The sequence below is a fragment of the Tenacibaculum sp. 190524A05c genome (assembly GCF_964036595.1).
GTDB classification, from domain to species: Bacteria; Bacteroidota; Bacteroidia; order Flavobacteriales; family Flavobacteriaceae; genus Polaribacter; species Polaribacter platacis.
The window spans coordinates 3,477,105-3,496,694 of the sequence record NZ_OZ038523.1 but is presented as its reverse complement, the minus strand read 5'-3'; the positions used below and the strand labels follow the sequence as shown (position 1 = coordinate 3,496,694).

Annotated in this window: 22 protein-coding genes; 13 read left to right on the top strand and 9 right to left on the bottom strand. The window is 31.6% G+C overall.

Annotation, left to right across the window (positions count from 1 at the left end):
• Positions 1 to 602: 602 nt before the first annotated feature.
• Positions 603 to 1,232, bottom strand: a complete 630-nt coding sequence (gene aat, locus ABNT61_RS15585; protein ID WP_348743887.1) for a leucyl/phenylalanyl-tRNA--protein transferase — start codon at positions 1,230 to 1,232, stop codon at positions 603 to 605.
• The gene (locus ABNT61_RS15580) at positions 1,232 to 2,614 is read right to left on the bottom strand and encodes a short-chain fatty acid transporter (RefSeq protein ID WP_348743886.1); all 1,383 of its coding nucleotides are present in this window, start codon (positions 2,612 to 2,614) and stop codon (positions 1,232 to 1,234) included. The genes aat and ABNT61_RS15580 overlap by 1 nt, the downstream gene beginning before the upstream one ends.
• 96 nt (positions 2,615 to 2,710) lie before the next feature.
• Between ABNT61_RS15580 and ABNT61_RS15575 the strand changes: the two genes are divergently transcribed.
• Positions 2,711 to 3,334, top strand: coding sequence for a YqaA family protein (locus tag ABNT61_RS15575; RefSeq protein ID WP_348709850.1), 624 nt, complete (start codon positions 2,711 to 2,713; stop codon positions 3,332 to 3,334).
• Between the two features lie 22 nt (positions 3,335 to 3,356).
• Complete coding sequence (locus tag ABNT61_RS15570) at positions 3,357 to 3,602, top strand: DUF1456 family protein (RefSeq protein WP_348709852.1); 246 nt, start codon at positions 3,357 to 3,359, stop codon at positions 3,600 to 3,602.
• Positions 3,603 to 3,655: 53 nt separating this feature from the next.
• On the opposite strand, the gene ABNT61_RS15565 is transcribed toward ABNT61_RS15570, so the two are convergent.
• The gene (locus ABNT61_RS15565; RefSeq protein ID WP_348709853.1) at positions 3,656 to 4,024 is read right to left on the bottom strand and encodes a DUF3127 domain-containing protein; all 369 of its coding nucleotides are present in this window, start codon (positions 4,022 to 4,024) and stop codon (positions 3,656 to 3,658) included.
• Between the two features lie 7 nt (positions 4,025 to 4,031).
• Positions 4,032 to 4,892, bottom strand: coding sequence for a flavin reductase family protein (locus tag ABNT61_RS15560; protein WP_348743885.1), 861 nt, complete (start codon positions 4,890 to 4,892; stop codon positions 4,032 to 4,034).
• A gap of 216 nt (positions 4,893 to 5,108) precedes the next feature.
• On the opposite strand from ABNT61_RS15560, the gene ABNT61_RS15555 reads away from it, so the two are divergent.
• Complete coding sequence (locus ABNT61_RS15555; RefSeq protein WP_348743884.1) at positions 5,109 to 6,125, top strand: HAMP domain-containing sensor histidine kinase; 1,017 nt, start codon at positions 5,109 to 5,111, stop codon at positions 6,123 to 6,125.
• A 4-nt stretch (positions 6,126 to 6,129) separates the two neighbouring features.
• Here the strand turns inward: ABNT61_RS15555 and ABNT61_RS15550 are convergent, their stop codons facing one another.
• The 3 genes from ABNT61_RS15550 to greA all read right to left on the bottom strand — a co-directional run bounded on the left by ABNT61_RS15550 (position 6,130) and on the right by greA (position 7,248).
• Entirely contained in the window at positions 6,130 to 6,312 is a 183-nt protein-coding gene (locus tag ABNT61_RS15550) for a hypothetical protein (RefSeq protein ID WP_348743883.1), read from the bottom strand.
• A gap of 2 nt (positions 6,313 to 6,314) precedes the next feature.
• Positions 6,315 to 6,707 (bottom strand): HIT family protein, encoded by a 393-nt coding sequence (locus ABNT61_RS15545; protein ID WP_348722711.1) that lies wholly within the window; start codon positions 6,705 to 6,707, stop codon positions 6,315 to 6,317.
• Between the two features lie 67 nt (positions 6,708 to 6,774).
• Positions 6,775 to 7,248: a transcription elongation factor GreA gene (greA, locus tag ABNT61_RS15540; RefSeq protein WP_348709859.1), complete on the bottom strand. Its 474-nt coding sequence runs from the start codon at positions 7,246 to 7,248 to the stop codon at positions 6,775 to 6,777.
• A gap of 197 nt (positions 7,249 to 7,445) precedes the next feature.
• On the opposite strand from greA, the gene ABNT61_RS15535 reads away from it, so the two are divergent.
• The 9 genes from ABNT61_RS15535 to ABNT61_RS15495 all read left to right on the top strand — a co-directional run bounded on the left by ABNT61_RS15535 (position 7,446) and on the right by ABNT61_RS15495 (position 16,325).
• Entirely contained in the window at positions 7,446 to 7,853 is a 408-nt protein-coding gene (locus tag ABNT61_RS15535) for a hypothetical protein (RefSeq protein WP_348743882.1), read from the top strand.
• Positions 7,854 to 7,916: 63 nt separating this feature from the next.
• Positions 7,917 to 9,074 (top strand): 5-(carboxyamino)imidazole ribonucleotide synthase, encoded by a 1,158-nt coding sequence (locus tag ABNT61_RS15530; RefSeq protein WP_348743881.1) that lies wholly within the window; start codon positions 7,917 to 7,919, stop codon positions 9,072 to 9,074.
• Positions 9,075 to 9,084: 10 nt separating this feature from the next.
• The gene (purE, locus tag ABNT61_RS15525; RefSeq protein WP_348709865.1) at positions 9,085 to 9,564 is read left to right on the top strand and encodes a 5-(carboxyamino)imidazole ribonucleotide mutase; all 480 of its coding nucleotides are present in this window, start codon (positions 9,085 to 9,087) and stop codon (positions 9,562 to 9,564) included.
• A gap of 78 nt (positions 9,565 to 9,642) precedes the next feature.
• On the top strand, positions 9,643 to 11,667 hold the full coding sequence (locus tag ABNT61_RS15520) for a M3 family metallopeptidase (protein ID WP_348743880.1): 2,025 nt from the start codon (positions 9,643 to 9,645) through the stop codon (positions 11,665 to 11,667).
• Between the two features lie 63 nt (positions 11,668 to 11,730).
• Positions 11,731 to 12,300: a Crp/Fnr family transcriptional regulator gene (locus ABNT61_RS15515; RefSeq protein WP_348743879.1), complete on the top strand. Its 570-nt coding sequence runs from the start codon at positions 11,731 to 11,733 to the stop codon at positions 12,298 to 12,300.
• A gap of 59 nt (positions 12,301 to 12,359) precedes the next feature.
• Positions 12,360 to 13,124 (top strand): MBL fold metallo-hydrolase, encoded by a 765-nt coding sequence (locus ABNT61_RS15510; RefSeq protein ID WP_348743878.1) that lies wholly within the window; start codon positions 12,360 to 12,362, stop codon positions 13,122 to 13,124.
• A gap of 47 nt (positions 13,125 to 13,171) precedes the next feature.
• Positions 13,172 to 14,392: a carboxypeptidase-like regulatory domain-containing protein gene (locus tag ABNT61_RS15505; protein WP_348743877.1), complete on the top strand. Its 1,221-nt coding sequence runs from the start codon at positions 13,172 to 13,174 to the stop codon at positions 14,390 to 14,392.
• 63 nt (positions 14,393 to 14,455) lie between these two features.
• Entirely contained in the window at positions 14,456 to 15,520 is a 1,065-nt protein-coding gene (locus ABNT61_RS15500; RefSeq protein ID WP_348743876.1) for a carboxypeptidase-like regulatory domain-containing protein, read from the top strand.
• Positions 15,521 to 15,563: 43 nt separating this feature from the next.
• Positions 15,564 to 16,325 carry a cyclase family protein gene (locus ABNT61_RS15495; protein WP_348743875.1) on the top strand — a complete coding sequence of 254 codons (762 nt, stop codon included), beginning with the start codon at positions 15,564 to 15,566 and terminating at the stop codon, positions 16,323 to 16,325.
• 6 nt (positions 16,326 to 16,331) lie between these two features.
• On the opposite strand, the gene ABNT61_RS15490 is transcribed toward ABNT61_RS15495, so the two are convergent.
• Together ABNT61_RS15490 and ABNT61_RS15485 are read right to left on the bottom strand one after the other, a co-directional pair.
• The gene (locus ABNT61_RS15490; RefSeq protein WP_348743874.1) at positions 16,332 to 17,576 is read right to left on the bottom strand and encodes a glycosyltransferase; all 1,245 of its coding nucleotides are present in this window, start codon (positions 17,574 to 17,576) and stop codon (positions 16,332 to 16,334) included.
• Positions 17,577 to 17,579: 3 nt separating this feature from the next.
• Positions 17,580 to 18,047, bottom strand: coding sequence for a heme-binding domain-containing protein (locus ABNT61_RS15485; protein WP_348743873.1), 468 nt, complete (start codon positions 18,045 to 18,047; stop codon positions 17,580 to 17,582).
• 99 nt (positions 18,048 to 18,146) lie between these two features.
• Between ABNT61_RS15485 and lpdA the strand changes: the two genes are divergently transcribed.
• A complete protein-coding gene (lpdA, locus tag ABNT61_RS15480; protein ID WP_348743872.1) occupies positions 18,147 to 19,547 on the top strand; it encodes a dihydrolipoyl dehydrogenase in 1,401 nt (466 codons plus the stop codon).
• Positions 19,548 to 19,590 lie beyond the last annotated feature (43 nt).

The window sequence follows — 19,590 nt, the reverse complement described above, 5'->3', positions numbered from 1 at the left end:
GTTTTGAATGGATTTAAGAAGTTTATGGGCTCTGGTATATGTTTTAGTTAGGCTTACCGTATTGGCCTCACTAAGCATTAGGTTACAAAGAGATTCAATTGGCTGTCTTTTTTTTGACTCTTTGACCTGAGATTTTAGGGGGGCACTTATCATTAAAATGATAAGTAATAGTAGTTTTTTAGACATGCACAAATATCGTCAAAATTTAATACGATTTACTCTATTCTGTCATATCCGAAAAAAAAAGAACAAAAAAGTAAAAAAAGAACACCTTTATTCTTAAAAAAACTTCTATAGGTTAAAAAAAAGAACCTCAACAAAAGCTTTTTAAAAGACCTTTGTAATAAACATTCCTCTCAAACCTATATATGTTCTATTACATTCATTCACAAATAATTACGTCAAGTATTGGGAGAATTTCTTGACGCTCAGGGCTTTTGAGTTTTCATCTAAATATGTTTAAAACCAAAGTGAATGAATTAATCAAAGGTGTCTGTAAAAAGGCACCTTTCTTCAAATTTTAAAGTGTATTCACGCGTTAAGGTGAAACTTTATGGGGATTATATGGTGTCTTGTTTGTAAACGAGACACCTTTTTTATTTCTATCTCAAAAACGCCAAAAACTCAGCTCTACTTATCTCATTTGCCCCTAGGCTTTCTAAATGATCATTATGAACTTGGCAATCAATTAATTTATAACCACAACTTTTAACCAAATGAATGAATGCAACTTTACTCATATTACTTGCTTTACTAAACATACTTTCTCCACAAAAAACACCATTTCCTAAATCAACTCCATATAACCCTCCTACAAGTTTATTTTCCTTCCACACTTCAATTGATTTAGCATAACCTAAACGATGTAGTTCCATATAAGCCAGAAACATATCATCTGTAATCCAAGTTCCATCCTGATCTTTTCTATCAATTTTCTTACATGCCAAAATTACTTCTTCAAAAGCTTTATTCTGAGTAATTTGAAAGTCGCTTTTTCGTAACACTTGCCTCATAGATTTAGAAACTTTTAAATCATTAGGAAATAAAACCATTCTTTCTTCTGGAGAATACCAAACTATTGGCTCTCCTTCATTAAACCAGGGAAAAATTCCGTTTTGATACGCAAAAATTAACCGTTCAGAGGAAAGATCACCTCCTAAAGCTATAATCCCTTCTTTTGAAGCATATTCATGCGACGGGAATTCAATATGTTCTCCTAACCAGTAATACATTAAAAAATAAGTAATCCTAATAAGTAAATAGCGCTTCCAACGAACATCGCAATTAATGTATATGGAAGAATTTCTTTTGCCTTCAATTTAGTAATTCCCAATAACGGTAACGCCCAAAAAGGTTGCAACATATTTGTAACCTGGTCTCCATAGGCTAGCGCCATAATTGCCTTAGGCAATGGAACTCCTAATTGTAAAGCAGATTCTACTACTACTGGACCTTGCACTACCCATTGACCACCTCCACTAGGAACAAAAATATTCACTAAACCAGCACTAAAAAAAGTAAAAATTGGTAATGTTGTAGCATTTGAAATAGAGACAAAAAATCCAGAAATTAAAGCAACCATTCCTGTAGATTTCATAATTCCCATAATACCAAAGTACAGTGGGAATTGAATCAAAATCCCAGAAACATCAGATATTGATTTTCCAACGGCATTAGTAAAATTTTTAACATTCTTATGAAGAATAATCGCTAAACCAAACATAAAAAAGTTAATAAGGTTTGGAGTAATTTTTAACGATGCCAAATCTTTTTGATAACGTAAAAAGAAAGTAATTAAAATAATTCCTCCAATTATATAACCCAAGATTGATGAGCTGTCAAGTTTCTCTGCTTTATCTTGAGGAACCTCTGAAGAATCATCCAAATTGTATTCCAATAAATTGATTTCTGTTGGGTCCGCTTTTTTTCCCATTACATAAAATGTAGAAGCAACGGCAATAACTACAATTGCGAATATTAATAAATTCCACCAACTAAAAACTGTTTGACTATAATCTATCAACTCTGGTATTTTTGCCAGTGTAGCATCAGAGGAAACCGAATCCATTAAAGACTTTATATGTCCTTTTTCATTAATTTTTATTGGCGCGGATCCTGAAATCCCACCATGCCAAACCATTAAACCAACATAACCTGAAGCTCCTATAATTGGATAATTGAGTTTTAGACCTCTACGTTGTGCATCTTCTGCAACTTTTCGTGCTAATAAGGCTCCAAAAATTAAACCTAATCCCCAATTGAAAAAAGCAACAAGCATGGTAACCGTACTTACCAACATAGCACTATTAGCTGTTGTTGTACAATATTTTGTGAGTTTCAATATTAAATTGCTCATCGGTTTACTCAAAACCAATACATGTCCTAATACCAAAATCAGCATCATTTGATAAGCAAAAACAAGCAGTCCATTATTCCAAATCCCCTGCTCCCAAAACTTTAAAATATCAACACTATAATTCAAAAGTGATTGATTTTCCGGTCTTGTAAATCCTAAAGCCAGTGCCAGAGTTACCAATGTCAATAGTACCGCTATTGTAAAAGGTGAAGGAATGTATTTCTTAAAAAGATTCTCTATGATTTTTGTAATCTTCATAATAGTTTAATTAGCGTTTAAAAATAATAAGATTTAATTTTTGTAATACTAAATTCCTCTCTATTTTTGCGCCCTAATTGTTTGATGGCGACGATAATGACAAAAAATAAAAAAAAGAAGAATAAAGATGCACATGTAAAACGCCTGCATAACTATTATCAGCGTACTGGATTTTACATGTTTATATGGGAAAGTTTAAAGAAGGCATTTTTACCACTGGTACTAGTGGTTATTGCTTTATTCTTATTTAACAACTACGTTTATAATATAAATGACGGGCTGCAAAAAATGACAGAAACGTTCTCTAGAACTAGTTTACTGATTACATTTTTTGCTTCCGAAACTATATTAGGATTGATACCTCCAGAAATTTTTATTGCATGGTCTAAAAAGACTTCTGATCCGATCTTAAATTTAGTTATACTTGCTACTTTATCTTATCTAGGTGGAATTTTAGCGTATTATATTGGTAAAGCTTCTTTAAAAATTGGAGCCGTTAAAGAGTATTTAGAAGTTAAAATGGCTAAGCACCTAAAAAATACTAAAAAGTGGGGAGGATTCTTAATTTTAGTTGGTGCATTATTACCATTACCTTTTGCTATTAGTTGTTTAACTGCTGGAATGATAAAATACCCAGTAAAGAATGTTATTCTATTCGGGCTATTCCGTTTTTTACGTTTTGCAATTTACGCATGGGCAATATTCTCTGTTGTAAATTAATAACTAATTCTATTTTTGTAGTATGGCATTAACGAATAACGATATTTTTAAAAAATTAAGAGTAGCTCATAAATTAAGAGATACTGATATTATTGAGATTTGTGCATTGGTAGACTTTAAAGTTTCAAAGGCAGAATTAGGAGCGTTTTTTAGAAAAGAAGATCATCCTAAATACATGGAGTGTGGGGATCAAATCTTACGAAACTTTTTAAACGGTTTAATAATACATCTACGAGGTCCAATGCCTCCAAGAGACAATAAAAAATAAAAAAGAGTACATTTCTGTACTCTTTTTTATTTTTATATCTAATTTACTTTTCCTTAGAAAGGTAAATCATCTGGCTCATTATCAGTTAAATCTGGAGCTGGTTGAAATTGATCAACTGGTGGCATGTTCTGTGGAGCAGATGCTTGTTGTAAGTTCTCAATTCTCCATCCTTGAATAGAGTTGAAATACATCGCCTTTCCTTCTGGATTAATCCACTCTCTACCTCTTAAGTTAATTGAAACTTTAACATCTTGTCCAACTTGGAAATTATTTAATAAATCACACTTGTCCTGAACAAACTCAATCATCAACATTTGAGGATACTGCTCATCAGTAGTTACTACTACTTCTCTTTTTCTGAATCCGTTACTTCCAAAAGTCTGTGTTTCGTTAATAATTTTAATCTTCCCTATAACTTCCATAATCTTCTTATTTAATTAAAAGTACTTTCCATGCACTTTCAACGTCATTCTTTAATAAATATTCTTGTGCAAATGTATGCTTTTTTTCTTCTGATACTCCAACATACTCAGGATGTTCTTTAGCAAAGTTATCAACAACAGCTTGACTTGGCATTTCTTCAACATTACCTAGAACTCCCAAATTATTTCCGGTTAAGACATTGCTATTTCTAATTTCAGCAGGAATTTGATCTACACCTATTCCTAAAGTTGATAATGGTTTTGGAATTTCAAAAAATCCATCCCTTGCTCTTGAATAGTAACTTCCTCCTGCACGAGCAACTAAATCTATTTTATGTTGGTCGATTAATCCATCATCATCAAGCACTTCTTCTTTGACATGAACTTTTACAACTTCACAAACGATTAAATTGCCTGCTCCTCCCTCTTTTCCTGTGTAAATAATATCTATAACTTTACACTCAAATTGAGCTGGTGATTCTGCTACTCTAAATGGTTTTACTACTTCTGAAGGCAACATAGTTAAACCTGCTTTCTCAAACTCGTTTACACCTTTAGGATACATTGTACTACTTAAAGACATTTGTTGTACAATATCATAATTCACAACATTAATTACAACCTCTTTAGTGATTTCAGCATTATCTAAAGTATGTTTTGTCGTGTTATTTCTTACGCTTCTCGCTGGAGAAAAAATCATAATTGGAGGATTCGCTCCAAATACATTAAAAAAACTAAAAGGTGATAAATTCGGATTTCCGTCTTCATCTATGGTACTTGCAAAAGCAATTGGCCTAGGTGCTATTGCTCCTAGTAAATATTGATGTAATTTTCCTGTAGATACTTCTTTAGGATCAATTGTTAACATGAGTTGTTGTTTAGATTTTTGTACTGTAAATATACTATGGATTTAACAATAAAGTTATACTTAAGAATAGTTTATATTTGAATTATGATCAACTCTTTAAAGAAACTGTTTTTAGGGAAAAGGCTAATTATTCTTATCTCTGTTGTGATAGTATCACTAATTCTGTGGAATACTTACGTGTTTTTTAAAAAATTCAAACATGAAGAAAGGGTAAAAATGGAATTGTTTGCTACTGCAATTCAAGAATTTGGAAACAACCCGAATTTAGATGCAGACATGAACTTAGAACTTAAAGTTCTTGAAAATAATGATACTCCTTGTATCTCCGTAAGTGAAAATGGTACCATCGGAGAAGATCATAATTTAGATAGCAATAGAACTAGCGATCCTTTATACTTACAAGAGCAACTTGAGATCATGAAAAACCAAAATGATCCTATTGAGATCAATTACTTGGGTAAAAAAGAATTCATTTATTACAGGGATTCAGATCTTCTACAAAAATTGACCTATTACCCTGTTGCTCTCATTTTGATTTTAGGTTTATTTTTAGGCGTAATATATCTATTCTTTAACTCGAGTAAAATTGCCGATCAGAATAAACTTTGGACTGGAATGGCTAAGGAAACAGCTCATCAAATAGGAACTCCTCTTTCATCTCTTTTAGGTTGGGTGACTATTCTAAAAACCGAAAACATTAATCAAGAATATGTTACAGAAATAGAAAAAGATGTTGATCGATTAAATATTATCGCCAATCGTTTTTCTAAAATAGGTTCGCTGCCAAGTCTTGAAGAAAACAACGTTGTTGCAGTAACTAGTAATATTTTTAACTACTTAAAATCGAGAAGTTCTAAACAGGTTGAATTTACGTTTCAAAGTTCAACGGATGAGATTTTAGTAAACATAAATACCGAATTATATGGTTGGGTAATTGAAAACCTAATTAAGAATGCTATAGATGCAATGCAAGGTAAAGGTGCAGTATCCGTAGATATCAATGAAGACAACTATCGCATAATAGTCTTAATTTCAGATACTGGAAAAGGAATACCTAAATCGAAGTTTAGTCAGGTTTTTAGACCAGGATTTACGACTAAAAAACGAGGTTGGGGATTAGGATTATCTTTATCAAAACGAATTATAGAAGATTACCATAAAGGGAAAATATTCGTTAAAAAATCTGAAATAAATAAAGGAACCACTTTTGAAATTCAATTAGATAAAGCTTAACAAGTTATTCTTTGTAATTTCTTTTTAGAGTTCTTCCGAATAAAATTCCACCTAAGGTCCAAACAACAAATCCAATTACAACTTTTTTAAGTGTAATTTCTTCATTGTTGTAATATGGATAAATAAAGGTCATTATAACGAACATTAAAAGTCCCCAGACAAGTCCAGCTTTAAGCCACTTTTTCATGACTATTGAAAGTTTTCCGCAATTTTATTGGCTAAGGCTACAAATTCATCATTTGATAATTTTTCCTTTTTTACAAACTGCATATCTGCCATAGTATTAATAGGAATCAAATGAACATGTACATGTGGAACTTCTAAACCAATAACACTCATACCAATTCGTTCACAAGGTACTGCCTTTTCCAAAGCTTTAGCTACGCGATAACTAAAATCCATTAGTCCAGAGTATTCTTCTTTAGATAAATCGAAGATTTTATTCTCTTCCTTTTTTGGAATAACTAATGTATGACCAGCAGAATTAGGGTTTATATCTAAAAACGCATAAAAATCATCGTTCTCTGCTATTTTATAAGATGGAATTTCTCCATTAACTATTTTAGTAAAAATGCTTGCCATTATATTTATTTTGAAGGTAAATGTAATAAAAAACGCGTTGTACAAACAACGCGCCAAGATTCTTTTTTTATCTAGAAATCTCGAGGATTTCGAATTTCATTAAACCGTTCGGAACTTGAATTTCTGCGATCTCTCCTACTTTCTTTCCTAGTAATCCTTTACCAATTGGAGAGTTAACAGAAAGTTTTCCATTTCTTACATCACTTTCACTATCTGCAACTAACGTGTAAGTAAACTCCATTCCATTAGCAGGATTTTTAAGTTTTACGATAGAATGAATTAAAATTTTAGAAGTATCTAATTGACTTTCATCAATAATTCTAGCACTTGCAACAACATTCTTAAGTTTCGCTATTTTAGTTTCTAATAACGATTGCTCTTCTTTTGCTGCATGATATTCTGCATTCTCACTTAAATCTCCTTTATCTCTTGCATCGGCTATTTCTTGAGAAACTCTTGGTCTTTCCACTTGCTCTAATTGAGCTAACTCGTCTTTAAGTTTCTTTAATCCTTCTTCTGTATAATATGATACTTGACTCATTTCTTCTAGATTTAAATAATTAATTTGATTTGTTCGCGTTTTAAATCATATAATAACGCGAAGCACTTATTTACGACGATCTACCATCAGGGGTCATAAAATTAAAAATCCCAGTCCGTAAGGAATGAGATTGTCTAACAAATGTACAAAATATTTGTAAATTAGCGCCTCTTAACTATACATAAAGGTTTCTTAAAATGAAAAAGATTCTAATTCTATTTATTGGTTTACTGATGTTTAATTGTTCTGACAGTACTAACATCAACAATTGTTTTTTTGGAATTACATTAAATGAAACCATAAACTTATCTAACCCTCAATTCATCGACATTCAAGTACCAGGAGGAAGTACAATTATTAATTTAGGAGGGAGACGAGTTTTAATCATCAGACGAACTTCTACTGCATTTAAGGCATACGATATGGAATGTCCTGAGCGAGATTGTAATTCTTTTATGACTTTTGACGGTTTAAAAATGATTTGCCCTTGTACTCAGAAAGAATACAATTCATTAAACGGTTCTCCAATTGATGGTAATGGATGCTTCGCTTTAGAATATAACGTACAACAAATTAGTAGTACTGCACTGCAAATTAGCCGTTAAATAATTCTTCTACATCAATAAGATTATTACTTTTGTGTGCACAACACAAATTGAATTATTAAAGTGAAAAATTATTTCTCTTCAAACTTTAAACTTGGTGTACTAGGTGGAGGACAATTAGGAAAAATGTTACTTACCGAAACACAAAAGTTAGATATCTATACATCTATTTTAGATAAATCTGAAGATGCTCCTTGTGCTCAAATTTGTAATGAATTTCACCTAGGAGATTTATTAGACTACGATACCGTATATAACTTCGGAAAAACAGTAGATTTACTAACTATTGAAATAGAAAATGTAAATATTGATGCTTTAGATCAGCTTCAAAAAGAAGGATTACCAATTTACCCTAAACCGGAAAATCTAAGAGTAATTCAAAATAAAGCACAACAAAAAAAGTTTTACAAAGATCATAATATTCCAACTGCAGACTTTACTCACTTCGCTTACTTAGAAGAATTAAAACATTCTTATGAAAACGGACTTGTAGAGTTCCCTTTTGTATGGAAATCTGCTAGATTTGGATATGACGGTAACGGAGTAAAAGTTGTAAAAAATTACGCTGATTTAGAAGGATTACCTGAAGGAGAATGTATTGCAGAAAAATTAGTTCCTTTTAAAAATGAATTAGCTGTAATTGTTGCTAGAAATCAAAAAGGAGAAATAAAAACATATCCTGTAGTGGAAATGGAATTTCATCCGGAAGCAAATCAGGTAGAATATGTTATTTGTCCTGCTAGAATAGATGATGCAGTAGCTAAAAAAGCAAGAGAAGTTGCTTTAAAAGTGGCCGATGAATTTGGCTTTATTGGTTTACTAGCCGTTGAGATGTTCCAAACTCAAGAAGACGAAATTTTAGTAAATGAAGCAGCACCAAGAACCCATAATTCTGGTCATTACACTATTGAAGCAAGTTATACAAGTCAGTTTGAGCAACATGTTCGTAGTATTTTAAATCTTCCATTAGGAAATACAGACAGTAAAGTTGCTGGTATTATGGTGAATTTAGTTGGCGCAGAAGGACATACAGGTGATGTTATTTATGAAAACATGGAAAATATTCTAGAAATAGAAGGTGTAACTCCACATATTTATGGAAAAAAACACACAAAACCATTTCGTAAAATGGGCCATGTAACCATTGTAAATGAAGATATAAACAAAGCAAGAGCATTAGCTCAGCAAGTAAAAGAAACGGTTAAAGTTATTTCGAAATAAGCAAACAATTATGGTAGGAATTATAATGGGAAGTGATTCAGATCTTCCAATCATGCAAGAAGCTATAGATGTATTAGAAAGTATGGATATTCAAATTGAAGTAGATATTGTATCTGCTCATAGAACTCCAGAAAAACTTTTTGACTATGCTAATAATGCACATAAAAGAGGTGTTCAAGTAATTATTGCTGGTGCTGGTGGAGCAGCTCATTTACCTGGTATGGTCGCAAGTATGAGTCCATTACCTGTAATTGGTGTGCCAGTTAAAAGTAGAAATTCTATTGATGGATGGGATTCTGTATTATCCATTTTACAAATGCCAGGAGGTGTTCCTGTGGCAACTGTAGCTTTAGACGGAGCAAAAAATGCAGGAATTTTAGCCGCTCAAATCATTGGAGCTTCAGATAAATGTGTTTTAGATAAAATTATCGCTTACAAAGAAGGACTTAAATTAAAAGTTGAAAAAGCTTCAGAAAGAGTTAAGAAATAAGTATATTAGTACAAGACAAACATAAAACCTCACAGATTTTTTATTTGTGAGGTTTTATAAGTTTAAATCTAAATTGAAATGACAAAAAATCCACTACTTCAAGATTTTAACACACCTCCTTTTACAGTTATAAAAGAGGAACATTATAAAACAGCAATTGAAGAAGCAATTGCAATAGCTAAAAAAGAGATTAATCAAATTGTAGAAAATTCTGAAACTCCTAGTTTTCAAAACACAACAGTTGCTTTAGATAGTACTGGTGAAAAACTGGATAGAATTACATCAATTTTCTTCAACTTGAATTCAGCTGAAACCAATGAAGAAATTCAAAAAATAGCCAAAGAAATTTCTCCTTGGTTAAGTGAATTTAAAAACGACATGATTTTAAATGCTGATTTATTTAAAAGAGTAAAAGCAGTTTATGATCAAAAAGAGTCACTTACATTAACTCCAGAAGAAGACATGTTACTAGAAAAACAATACAAAGGTTTTTCAAGAAATGGAGCTAATCTCGATGACGACAAAAAATCAGAATTACGAAAGTTAGATGCTGAACTTTCTAAATTATCACTTCAATTTGGAGAAAATGTTTTAGCCGACACCAACGCATTTGAGTTAGTCTTAACCAACGAAGATGATTTAAAAGGATTGCCAGAAGGAGCCAAAGAAGCAGCTAAATTATTAGCTCAACAAAAGGAAAAAGAAGGATGGCTAATTACATTAGATTATCCTAGCTATATTCCGTTTATGACTTATGCAGAAAATAGAGAATTGAGAAAACAATTATCTATTGCTATGGGAAAAAAAGGGTTTCAAAATAATGACAATAACAATGAAGAAATCGTTCTTAATATTGTAAATCTTCGTCATCAAAGAGCTCAACTTTTAGGATATGATTCTCACGCTCATTTTGTATTAGAAGATCGTATGGCAGAAGCTCCTGAAAAAGTACTTTCATTTTTAAATGATTTATTAGAAAAAGCAAAACCTGCTGCAGAACGTGAGTTCAAAAACTTAGAAAATTATGCAAAGAAGCTTGATAATATTGATCAGTTAGAGAAATGGGATGGAGCATATTATTCTGAAAAATTAAAGAAAGAATTATTCGATTTAGACCAAGAATTATTGAAACCATATTTCAAGTTGGAAAATGTAATTGATGGTGTTTTTGAAATTGCGAATAGACTTTTCAATTTAAATTTTGAAGAAATTGATTCTATCGACAAGTATCATGAAGATGTAAAAACATATAATGTTACTGATGCTAATGGTAATTTTGTTTCACATTTTTATGCAGATTTTCATCCAAGAGCTGGAAAAAGAAATGGAGCTTGGATGACTTCATATAAGTCTCAACAAATAAAAAATAAAGTAAATGACAGACCTCAAGTTTCTATAGTTTGTAATTTCACCAAACCAACAGAAACTAAACCTTCTTTATTAACTTTTAATGAGGTAACCACATTATTCCATGAATTTGGTCATGCGTTGCATGGAATGTTGGCAAACACAACTTACAAGAGTTTATCTGGAACTTCTGTGTCTTGGGATTTTGTAGAATTACCAAGTCAGGTTTTAGAAAACTGGTGTTACGAAAAAGAAGCTCTGGAGTTATTTGCTAAACATTATGAAACTGGAGAAACGATTCCAATGGAATACGTTCAGAAAATAAAAGAATCGGCAACATTTCACGAAGGAATGCAAACACTTCGTCAATTGAGTTTCGGATTATTAGATATGAGCTGGCATTCTGGAAAACCAGCAGAAGGAACAACTGTAAAAGATTTTGAATTAAAAGCCTTTAGCAATACCAAATTATATCCAGATGTAGCTGAAAACTGTATGAGTACTGCGTTCTCTCATATTTTTCAAGGCGGATATTCTGCTGGCTATTATTCTTATAAGTGGGCCGAAGTTTTAGATGCCGATGCTTTTGAATATTTTAAAGAAGAAGGAATTTTCAATAAAGAGATTGCTGGGAAATTTCAAGACCACGTACTTTCAAAAGGAGGAACAGAAAAACCAATGGAATTATACAAACGATTCCGTGGACAAGAGCCAAAACCAGAAGCACTTTTAAAACGTGCAGGTTTATTAAATTAAATATAGTACTTCAGGAGTTTCTTTTGTGATTGCATTTGAAACTCCTGAATAAACATAATTCAAGTGTACGATAAGATTTCTAAGTTTTTTGAGACAGAATATCCATTAAATCAACATGGGATTGATGAACTCTTATCCTTATTTCAAAAAAAGAAATTTAAAAAAGGAGAACTGCTTCTAAAAGCAAATACCACCGAAAAACAACTACGTTTTTTAAATTCTGGAATTGTTAGAGAATATTACGCCAATTCAGAGAAAGAGACCAATATTAACTTTTATACCAAACCTCAGTTTGTTTCAGATTTATTTTCTTTTAGCAACGATAGTATTACCAACAGAAATCAAGAAGCATTAAGCGACATCGAAATATTAACTATCGAAAAGGCACCTTTTAGGACATTGCTTTTAAAATATGAATGCGGGAAATCATTTATCGATTTATCCTTTCAAAAACTACTAAAGCAAAAGGAGCTTTTAGAATACAACAGAGTTACGAAATCACCGGAAGAATTATACCAAGAGTTATTTATTTACAAATCACATTGGTTGGAGAAAATTCCGCAGTATCATATTGCATCTTATTTAAATATTACTCCAGAAACCTTAAGTAGAATACGAAAACGTATTTCTTGATTTGAATCAATGGGAATCGTTTTAGAAGCAATTTACTTTGTAATAAAATAGTAATACCCATGAAAATTCATCATCTTAGAAATGCAACTTTAGTAATTGAAACCAAAGATCAAGTAATTTTAGTTGATCCTATGCTTGGTAAAAAAGGTTCACTTCCACCCTTTTCTTTCTTTCGTTTCAAAATGAGGAGAAATCCAACAGTTGAACTTCCAGAGAACTCTAGTTCTATATTAGAAAAGGTAACCCACTGTATTATCACTCATAATCATCCAGATCATATTGATGTAGCAGCAGAAAAGTTTTTAAAATCAAAAAACATTCCTGTAATCTGTAGTGTACTAGATGAAAAAACATTCCGTAAAAAAGAACTCAATGTTGTTCAAACTGTGAAGTATTGGGAATCTTCTTCTTTTCTAAATGGAAAAATTGAAGGAATTCCTGCTAAACATGGTTATGGCTTCGTTGCTAAACCCGCAGGAAATGTTATGGGCTTTTATATTGAACTTCCTAATCAACCTAGCATTTATCTGAGTTCAGATACTATTTATACGGTACACGTTGATAAAGTTTTAAAAGAATACAAACCCGACATTAGTATTGTAGCCGCTGGATCTGCTCAGTTTGATATTTTTAAACCATTATTAATGACAGTTGATGACATTATAAAGTTTGTTGAAAATGCTCCAAACAAAGTAATTGCAAATCACATGGAAGCAGTAAATCATTGTCCTACTACTCGTGAAAATTTAAAACAAACTTTAGAACGAAAAAACCTCCTAGATAAAACTTTCATTCCAGAAGATGGAGAATTAATAGATTTTTAAGAATCTGAGTGATATGAAGTCCTTATTTTTATCGAAATCAACATTTTATGAAAAAGGGACTTTATATTGCTTGTATCCTATTTACCATACAAACTTTTTCTCAGCAACTCATTAAAGGAAAGGTGAGTTCTAAAACGAATATTCCATTAGAAGGAGCTTCGGTATTTTTCAATAATACGACAATTGGAGCGTTAACTAATGATAAAGGAGAATTCGAGCTTCCAGTACGAAACAATAACACCTATACGTTAGTTGTATCTTATTTAGGATATAAAACATATCAAAAACAAATTAATACTGTAAATACAGAGTATTTGACCATTCAATTAGATGAAGACAATGAATTACTTGATGAAGTTGAAATCCCAAAAACGAAGTATGATGATGAATGGAAATACAATCTTGCTCGCTTTAAAAAGGTCTTTTTAGGAAGAACCAAACTGGCAGAAGAATGTATAATACAAAATGAAAAAGATTTGCATTTCGATTACGATGCCAAAACAAATACGTTAACCGCAATTGCTAGAAAACCACTTCAAATAAAACATAAAGGATTAGGGTATTTAATAACCTACGACTTAGTCGACTTTTCTTTAGATCATCAAAAAGTGTTTTTTAGTGGTTTTGCTCAATACAAAAACCTAAGAAAATCAATTCGTAAGAAATGGAAAGAAAACAGGCTTAAAGCTTATAATGGTTCCCAAATGCACTATTTAAGATGCTTAATGGATAAAAATTTAGAAGAAGATGGATTTGTGGTAAATCAGTTTAGACGTGTTAGAAATGAAGCCAGACCAACCGAGAAAGAAATTCAATTTGCAAGAGAATATATAAAACTTCAAGGTGGAGTTGTGCGTTTTAGCAATCGAAATGCTACTCCAAAAACTAAATTAGATAGTGCTTATATCACCTTAAGAAAAGCACGAGAATTACCAAAATTCCGTGATTATTTATATAAGAGTAATGTTCCTTATGAAGAGATGATTTCATATGAAAAAGACATTCCTTACTTAGATTTTAAAGATTATTTGATGGTTGTTTATACCAAAGAACCTGAAGAAGAAAACTTCGTTAAAGGTATGTTTGGTAAGAATAAAAGAAAAGCTCAAAATGTTCAAACTTCAAACTTAGTTTTACTCAAAGGTAAAGCACAAATTGATCCATCTGGAATTCTTTTAGATCCAAATGCTGCCTTTCAAGAAGAGTATTGGGGTTTTGAAGCTTTCGCGAATATGTTACCATTAGATTATCAACCCATTAAAGAATAACTCGAAAAGCTATTTCTTTCAATTTTATAGTAAAATGCTTATTTTAGAAGTAAAATATGCATTATGAAAAATCCTGTTTTACTTCTGTTTTATTTCTTTACGCTAACCATTACAGCACAAATGGTAATTAAGGGAAAAGTAATAGATAACACTAATACTCCTCTGGAAGGAGCATCTGTATTTTTAAACAATACTACTGTTGGAACTATTTCAAATGAAAACGGAGAATTTGAACTCAAAACTACAGAAGACAATTATACTCTTGTTGTGTATTTTATGGGATTTAAAACTGTTCAAAAACAAATTTCGGTAACAGAAAATGAGTTTTTCACTATTCAACTTGAAGAAGATAATGAATTATTAAATGAAGTTGAGATTGATATTAATCCTAAAAGTAATTTTAAAGATTTTAAACGATTTAGACTTGCATTTATTGGTAATACACATTTTGCAAAAGGCTGTGAAATATTAAATCCAGAAGTACTTCGCTATTACTTGAATTCACGAACCAGTAAACTTACGGTTAGAGCAAAAAAGCCAATCGAAATTTTGAACCGAAAGCTCGGGTATAAAATTTATTATGATTTGGTTAAGTTTACTATTGATCATAAAACAACGTCTTTTCATGGTTACGCTCGATACGTCAAATTAAAAGGTAAAAAAAGACAGCAAAAGCGTTGGGAAAAGAATAGGTTAAAAGCCTACAATGGCTCTCTACTCCATTTCTTTAGAAGTTTATACATGGCAAATGTTCAAGAAGAAGGATTTGTTATCAATCAATTTAAAAGACAAAAGATTGTTCTAAAAAATGGTGAAAAATTTAAAGAAGTCCCTTTAAAAGAAAATCTTAACTATCATGATGTGGTTTTTAGGATGAATGGAAAAACCTTTTTAAATTTTAATTTTTGGCTTGAAGTTATTTACAAAAAAGAAAAAGAAGAGTTGAATTATCGTGGTTTTGGTAAACGATTAAACCAACAAGAATCTATAATCCAATTAGTAGAAAAACCGATTGAGATTTTACCTTCTGGGAAATTGGTAAATCCTCTGGCCACTTTTACAGAACAATATTGGGCTTTTGAAAAAATTGCTGATTTATTACCTACAGATTATCAACCCATGAAATAATAGGTTATTTTAGAGCCATCAAAATCTAAAAAAACCTCCTTCGATGAAAATTATTGACTTATCAAAGCCAATTCAATACAATAAAAATGATCCATGGTTTATGAAAGTTAAAATAAAACATAAACCTCATAAAAAAGCCAAATGGTTAATTCGTTTTTTAGGACTTCCTTTTAAACTTTTTCCAAAGAACTTTGATGGATGGGCAGATGATGTTATTCAAAAAATGGGAGTACATTCTACGACTCATATAGACGCTCCTTGGCATTATTCACCAACTACCAATGGAGAAAAATCAAAAACTATAGATCAAATACCTTTAGATATTTGTTATGCAGATGGTTTGGTAATTGATATGAAACACAAAAAAGATTTCGATCCTATAACTATAAATGATATTGAACAATTTCTGCAAAATGAAAACTTAGCATTGAATCCAGGAATGATTGTTCTGATTAAAACCGGTAGAGATAAATTTAACGGAACCAAAGATTTCCATAAAATAGGAACAGGAATGAGTGCCGAAGCAACTTCTTGGCTTATCGATAAAGGAATAAAAGTAATGGGAATTGATTCTTGGGGTTGGGATTTACCGCTACCTTACATGCTTAAAAAAGCTAAAGAAACAAAAAATTCAGAACTGTTTTGGGAAGCACATTTAGTAGGACAAGATCAAGAATACTGGCATATGGAGCAATTAGTAAATTTAGACGCTTTACCTTATTCAGGATTTAAAGTAGCTGTATTTCCTTTAAAAATTGTTGGTGCTTCTGCTGCGCCTGCAAGAATTGTTGCAATGCTAGATTGATAATAATTAATTTTCTGTTTTCCTGTTTTTCTCCTCAATCCACTTACTCATATATTTTGTGGATTGTAGCGTTTGATGTTGCAATAAAGAACCTAAGAAATTATTAGTTCTATGGTTTTCTAAATTTGAAATTAAATCATTTGTAGCCTTTATAAAGTTCTGTTCAAGAGTTTCTTTCTTATATATAGAATTGATAATTGAAATTCCATTTTTCTGAGCATTACTCCACTGTTCTTCGCTGGTATATAACTCAATAGCTTTTTCAATAAAATCATCAGAATTCTCAGAAACAAAACCATTCCATGGTAAATTGTCATGCATCCCTTCTGCTCCAATTGCTGTAGTTACACTTGGAGTTCCACATAACATTGCTTCTGTAAGTTTTCCTTTAATTCCTGCTCCAAATCGTATTGGTGCCAGTACAACCTTCGCTTCACTTACAACTTGCATTGCATTTTCAGCAAATCCTTTCACAACAAAACCATTATTAGGTTTATGTAACTGTTGAATTTGTTGATGTACATAAGCGCCATAAATATGAACTTCTGCCTTTGGTAATCGCTTTCTAATGTATGGCCAAATTCTCTTCAATTCCAGAACTGCATCAACATTGGGTTGATGGAAAAAATTACCTACAAAAACAAAATGATCTCTTTCCTCAAATGATTTCCAAGTATCAATTTTTTCCTCAGAAAGTTCCTCTAGCATAAAAGGTAGATGTAATAAAATACTTTTATCTACTTTAAAAACTTCTTTCAACAATTGAACTTCAAACGTAGAAATGATTAAACTTAAATCACACCTTAGAATTGAAGCTATTTCTCGTTTTGCCTCATTCGATTTCAGCAAAGCTTTTGTAGAAAATGGAATATCTTTTTTAAGTAATTGATGTCTTACTTTTCTAAGGAAATGCAAATCTTCTGTATCTAAAATTCGTAATGCACTAGGACAATGTTCCGCTACTCGCCAACCAAACTGTTCTTCCATCATAAATCGATCGAACATGACAATCTCAGGTTGTAGTTCTGAAATGAATGTATCAAAACTCGGTGAATTCAATTCAATAGCAACTTCTTTTACTTCTAAATCACTGAGGTTAATTGCTTTTTCACCTTTTACAGCAGGACTAGCAAAAACGACATTAAACTTTGATTTTATAAATGTTTGGATGAGTTGCAGCATTCTACTTCCTGCTGCCGAAGAATTGGGTTCAACCCAAACATATCCAATGATAAGAACAGTTCTATTCAATTACTACTTTATTTGAGCCTTATAATTTTCTTGTACAGTTTTAGCCCAAGACACAACCATAGTTATCTCTTCATCAGATAGCTTTGCATCACCATGAGTCCAAGTATAAGAATCAAGAGGCATATGTTTTTCTTCAACTTCTTCCCAGAACTCTTCCATTTTATGCTCTTTCCTCTTTAAAGAATAGTTATTCCATTCAGATAAATTAAAATGTTCTTTTCCTTCTTCAACATGATGATTCATCCAAAAGTTAATTGGAGCAATACTATGATACCAAGGATAGTTAGTTACATTACTATGGCAATCATAACAAGCTTTTGATAATATTTTCTCTACTTCTTTCGAAGGTTTTGTCTCATTTTTAAAAGCATCTAAAGAACTTAGTTGACCTTCATTTTTTTCTGTTGGAATAAATTGAATAACCAGTAATAAACCTATTGCTACCCAACCTATTTTCTTTAATAATTTCATACAGTAATTAACTTATTCGTTTAAAAATAGCAATAATAACTAATACTGGGTTTTTATTGGTAAATAATTGTAATTTTGTATCCAAAATAAAAACATCTCATGAAATACGATATTATCGTTATAGGTTCTGGCCCAGGAGGATATATTGCTGCGGTAAGAGCATCTCAACTAGGTAAAAAAGTTGCCATCATAGAAAAATATTCAACATTAGGAGGTACCTGTTTAAATGTAGGATGTATACCTTCAAAAGCTTTATTAGATTCTTCTCATCATTATTATGACGCTGTACATCATTTTGAAGAGCACGGAATTTCAGTTGAAAATCCGAAGTTCGACTTCGGAAAAATGATTGAGCGTAAAGCTAAAGTGGTTGAAACAACTACTGGTGGTATTAAATATTTAATGGATAAAAATAACATTGATGTTTACGAAGGATTAGGTTCTTTTGAAGATGCTACTCACGTAAAAGTTACCAAAAATGATGGAAGTTCTGAAGTTATTGAAGGAACAAACATTATTATCGCTACAGGTTCTAAACCATCAACATTACCGTTTATCTCAATTGATAAAGAAAGAATCATTACTTCAACAGAAGCTTTAAAATTAAAAGAAGTACCAAAACATTTAATTGTTATTGGTGGTGGAGTTATTGGATTAGAATTAGGTTCAGTATATAAGCGTTTAGGTGCTGATGTTTCTGTTGTGGAATATGCCCCAATGATTACACCTACAATGGATAAAGATGTTTCTAAAGAATTAACTAAAGTTTTAAAGAAACAAGGTGTAAAATTTAATGTAAGTCACGGTGTTACTGCTGTTGAAAGAAACGGAGATGAAGTTGTTGTAAAAGCAACAAATAAAAAAGGAGAAGAAGTTACTTTTACTGGTGATTATTGTTTAGTTGCGGTTGGACGTAGACCATATACCGAAGGTTTAGGATTAGATAAAGCTGGAGTAAAAGTTACTGAAAGAGGACAGATAGATGTAAATGATCATTTACAAACTAATGTTTCTAATATTTACGCAATTGGAGATGTTGTTCGCGGTGCAATGTTAGCACATAAAGCAGAAGAAGAAGGTGTTGTTGTTGCTGAGTATTTAGCTGGAGAAAAACCACATATTGATTATAATTTAATTCCTGGAATTATTTATACTTGGCCAGAAGTTGCTGCTGTTGGAAAAACAGAAGACGAATTAAAGGCTGCAAACGTTGACTACAAATCAGGAAAATTCTCAATGCGTGCTTTAGGTAGATCTAGAGCAAGTGGAGACATTGATGGTTTTGTAAAAGTATTAGCTGATAAAAACACAGATGAAGTTTTAGGAGTTCATATGGTTGGTGCTCGTGTAGCTGATTTAATTATGGAAATGGCCGTTGCGATGGAATTCAGAGCTTCTGCAGAAGATATTGCACGTATTTGTCATGGACATCCAACATACTCTGAAGCTGTTAAAGAAGCAGCTAAAGCAGCTTGGGATGGTAAACCATTAAATGCTTAATACAACGTTTTAAACTATATTAAAAAAAGCAATCTCAATTGAG

Coding starts and splice junctions, on each gene's coding strand:
- ABNT61_RS15550 (WP_348743883.1), bottom strand. CDS start 6,312: ATGAAAAAGTGGCTTAAAGCTGGACTTGTCTGGGGACTTTTAATGTTC.
- purE (WP_348709865.1), top strand. CDS start 9,085: ATGGTAGGAATTATAATGGGAAGTGATTCAGATCTTCCAATCATGCAA.
- ABNT61_RS15580 (WP_348743886.1), bottom strand. CDS start 2,614: ATGAAGATTACAAAAATCATAGAGAATCTTTTTAAGAAATACATTCCT.
- lpdA (WP_348743872.1), top strand. CDS start 18,147: ATGAAATACGATATTATCGTTATAGGTTCTGGCCCAGGAGGATATATT.
- greA (WP_348709859.1), bottom strand. CDS start 7,248: ATGAGTCAAGTATCATATTATACAGAAGAAGGATTAAAGAAACTTAAA.
- ABNT61_RS15495 (WP_348743875.1), top strand. CDS start 15,564: ATGAAAATTATTGACTTATCAAAGCCAATTCAATACAATAAAAATGAT.
- ABNT61_RS15565 (WP_348709853.1), bottom strand. CDS start 4,024: ATGGAAGTTATAGGGAAGATTAAAATTATTAACGAAACACAGACTTTT.
- ABNT61_RS15500 (WP_348743876.1), top strand. CDS start 14,456: ATGAAAAATCCTGTTTTACTTCTGTTTTATTTCTTTACGCTAACCATT.
- ABNT61_RS15545 (WP_348722711.1), bottom strand. CDS start 6,707: ATGGCAAGCATTTTTACTAAAATAGTTAATGGAGAAATTCCATCTTAT.
- ABNT61_RS15520 (WP_348743880.1), top strand. CDS start 9,643: ATGACAAAAAATCCACTACTTCAAGATTTTAACACACCTCCTTTTACA.
- ABNT61_RS15570 (WP_348709852.1), top strand. CDS start 3,357: ATGGCATTAACGAATAACGATATTTTTAAAAAATTAAGAGTAGCTCAT.
- ABNT61_RS15535 (WP_348743882.1), top strand. CDS start 7,446: ATGAAAAAGATTCTAATTCTATTTATTGGTTTACTGATGTTTAATTGT.
- ABNT61_RS15575 (WP_348709850.1), top strand. CDS start 2,711: ATGACAAAAAATAAAAAAAAGAAGAATAAAGATGCACATGTAAAACGC.
- ABNT61_RS15505 (WP_348743877.1), top strand. CDS start 13,172: ATGAAAAAGGGACTTTATATTGCTTGTATCCTATTTACCATACAAACT.
- ABNT61_RS15555 (WP_348743884.1), top strand. CDS start 5,109: ATGGAATTGTTTGCTACTGCAATTCAAGAATTTGGAAACAACCCGAAT.
- ABNT61_RS15510 (WP_348743878.1), top strand. CDS start 12,360: ATGAAAATTCATCATCTTAGAAATGCAACTTTAGTAATTGAAACCAAA.
- ABNT61_RS15560 (WP_348743885.1), bottom strand. CDS start 4,892: ATGTTAACAATTGATCCTAAAGAAGTATCTACAGGAAAATTACATCAA.
- aat (WP_348743887.1), bottom strand. CDS start 1,232: ATGTATTACTGGTTAGGAGAACATATTGAATTCCCGTCGCATGAATAT.
- ABNT61_RS15485 (WP_348743873.1), bottom strand. CDS start 18,047: ATGAAATTATTAAAGAAAATAGGTTGGGTAGCAATAGGTTTATTACTG.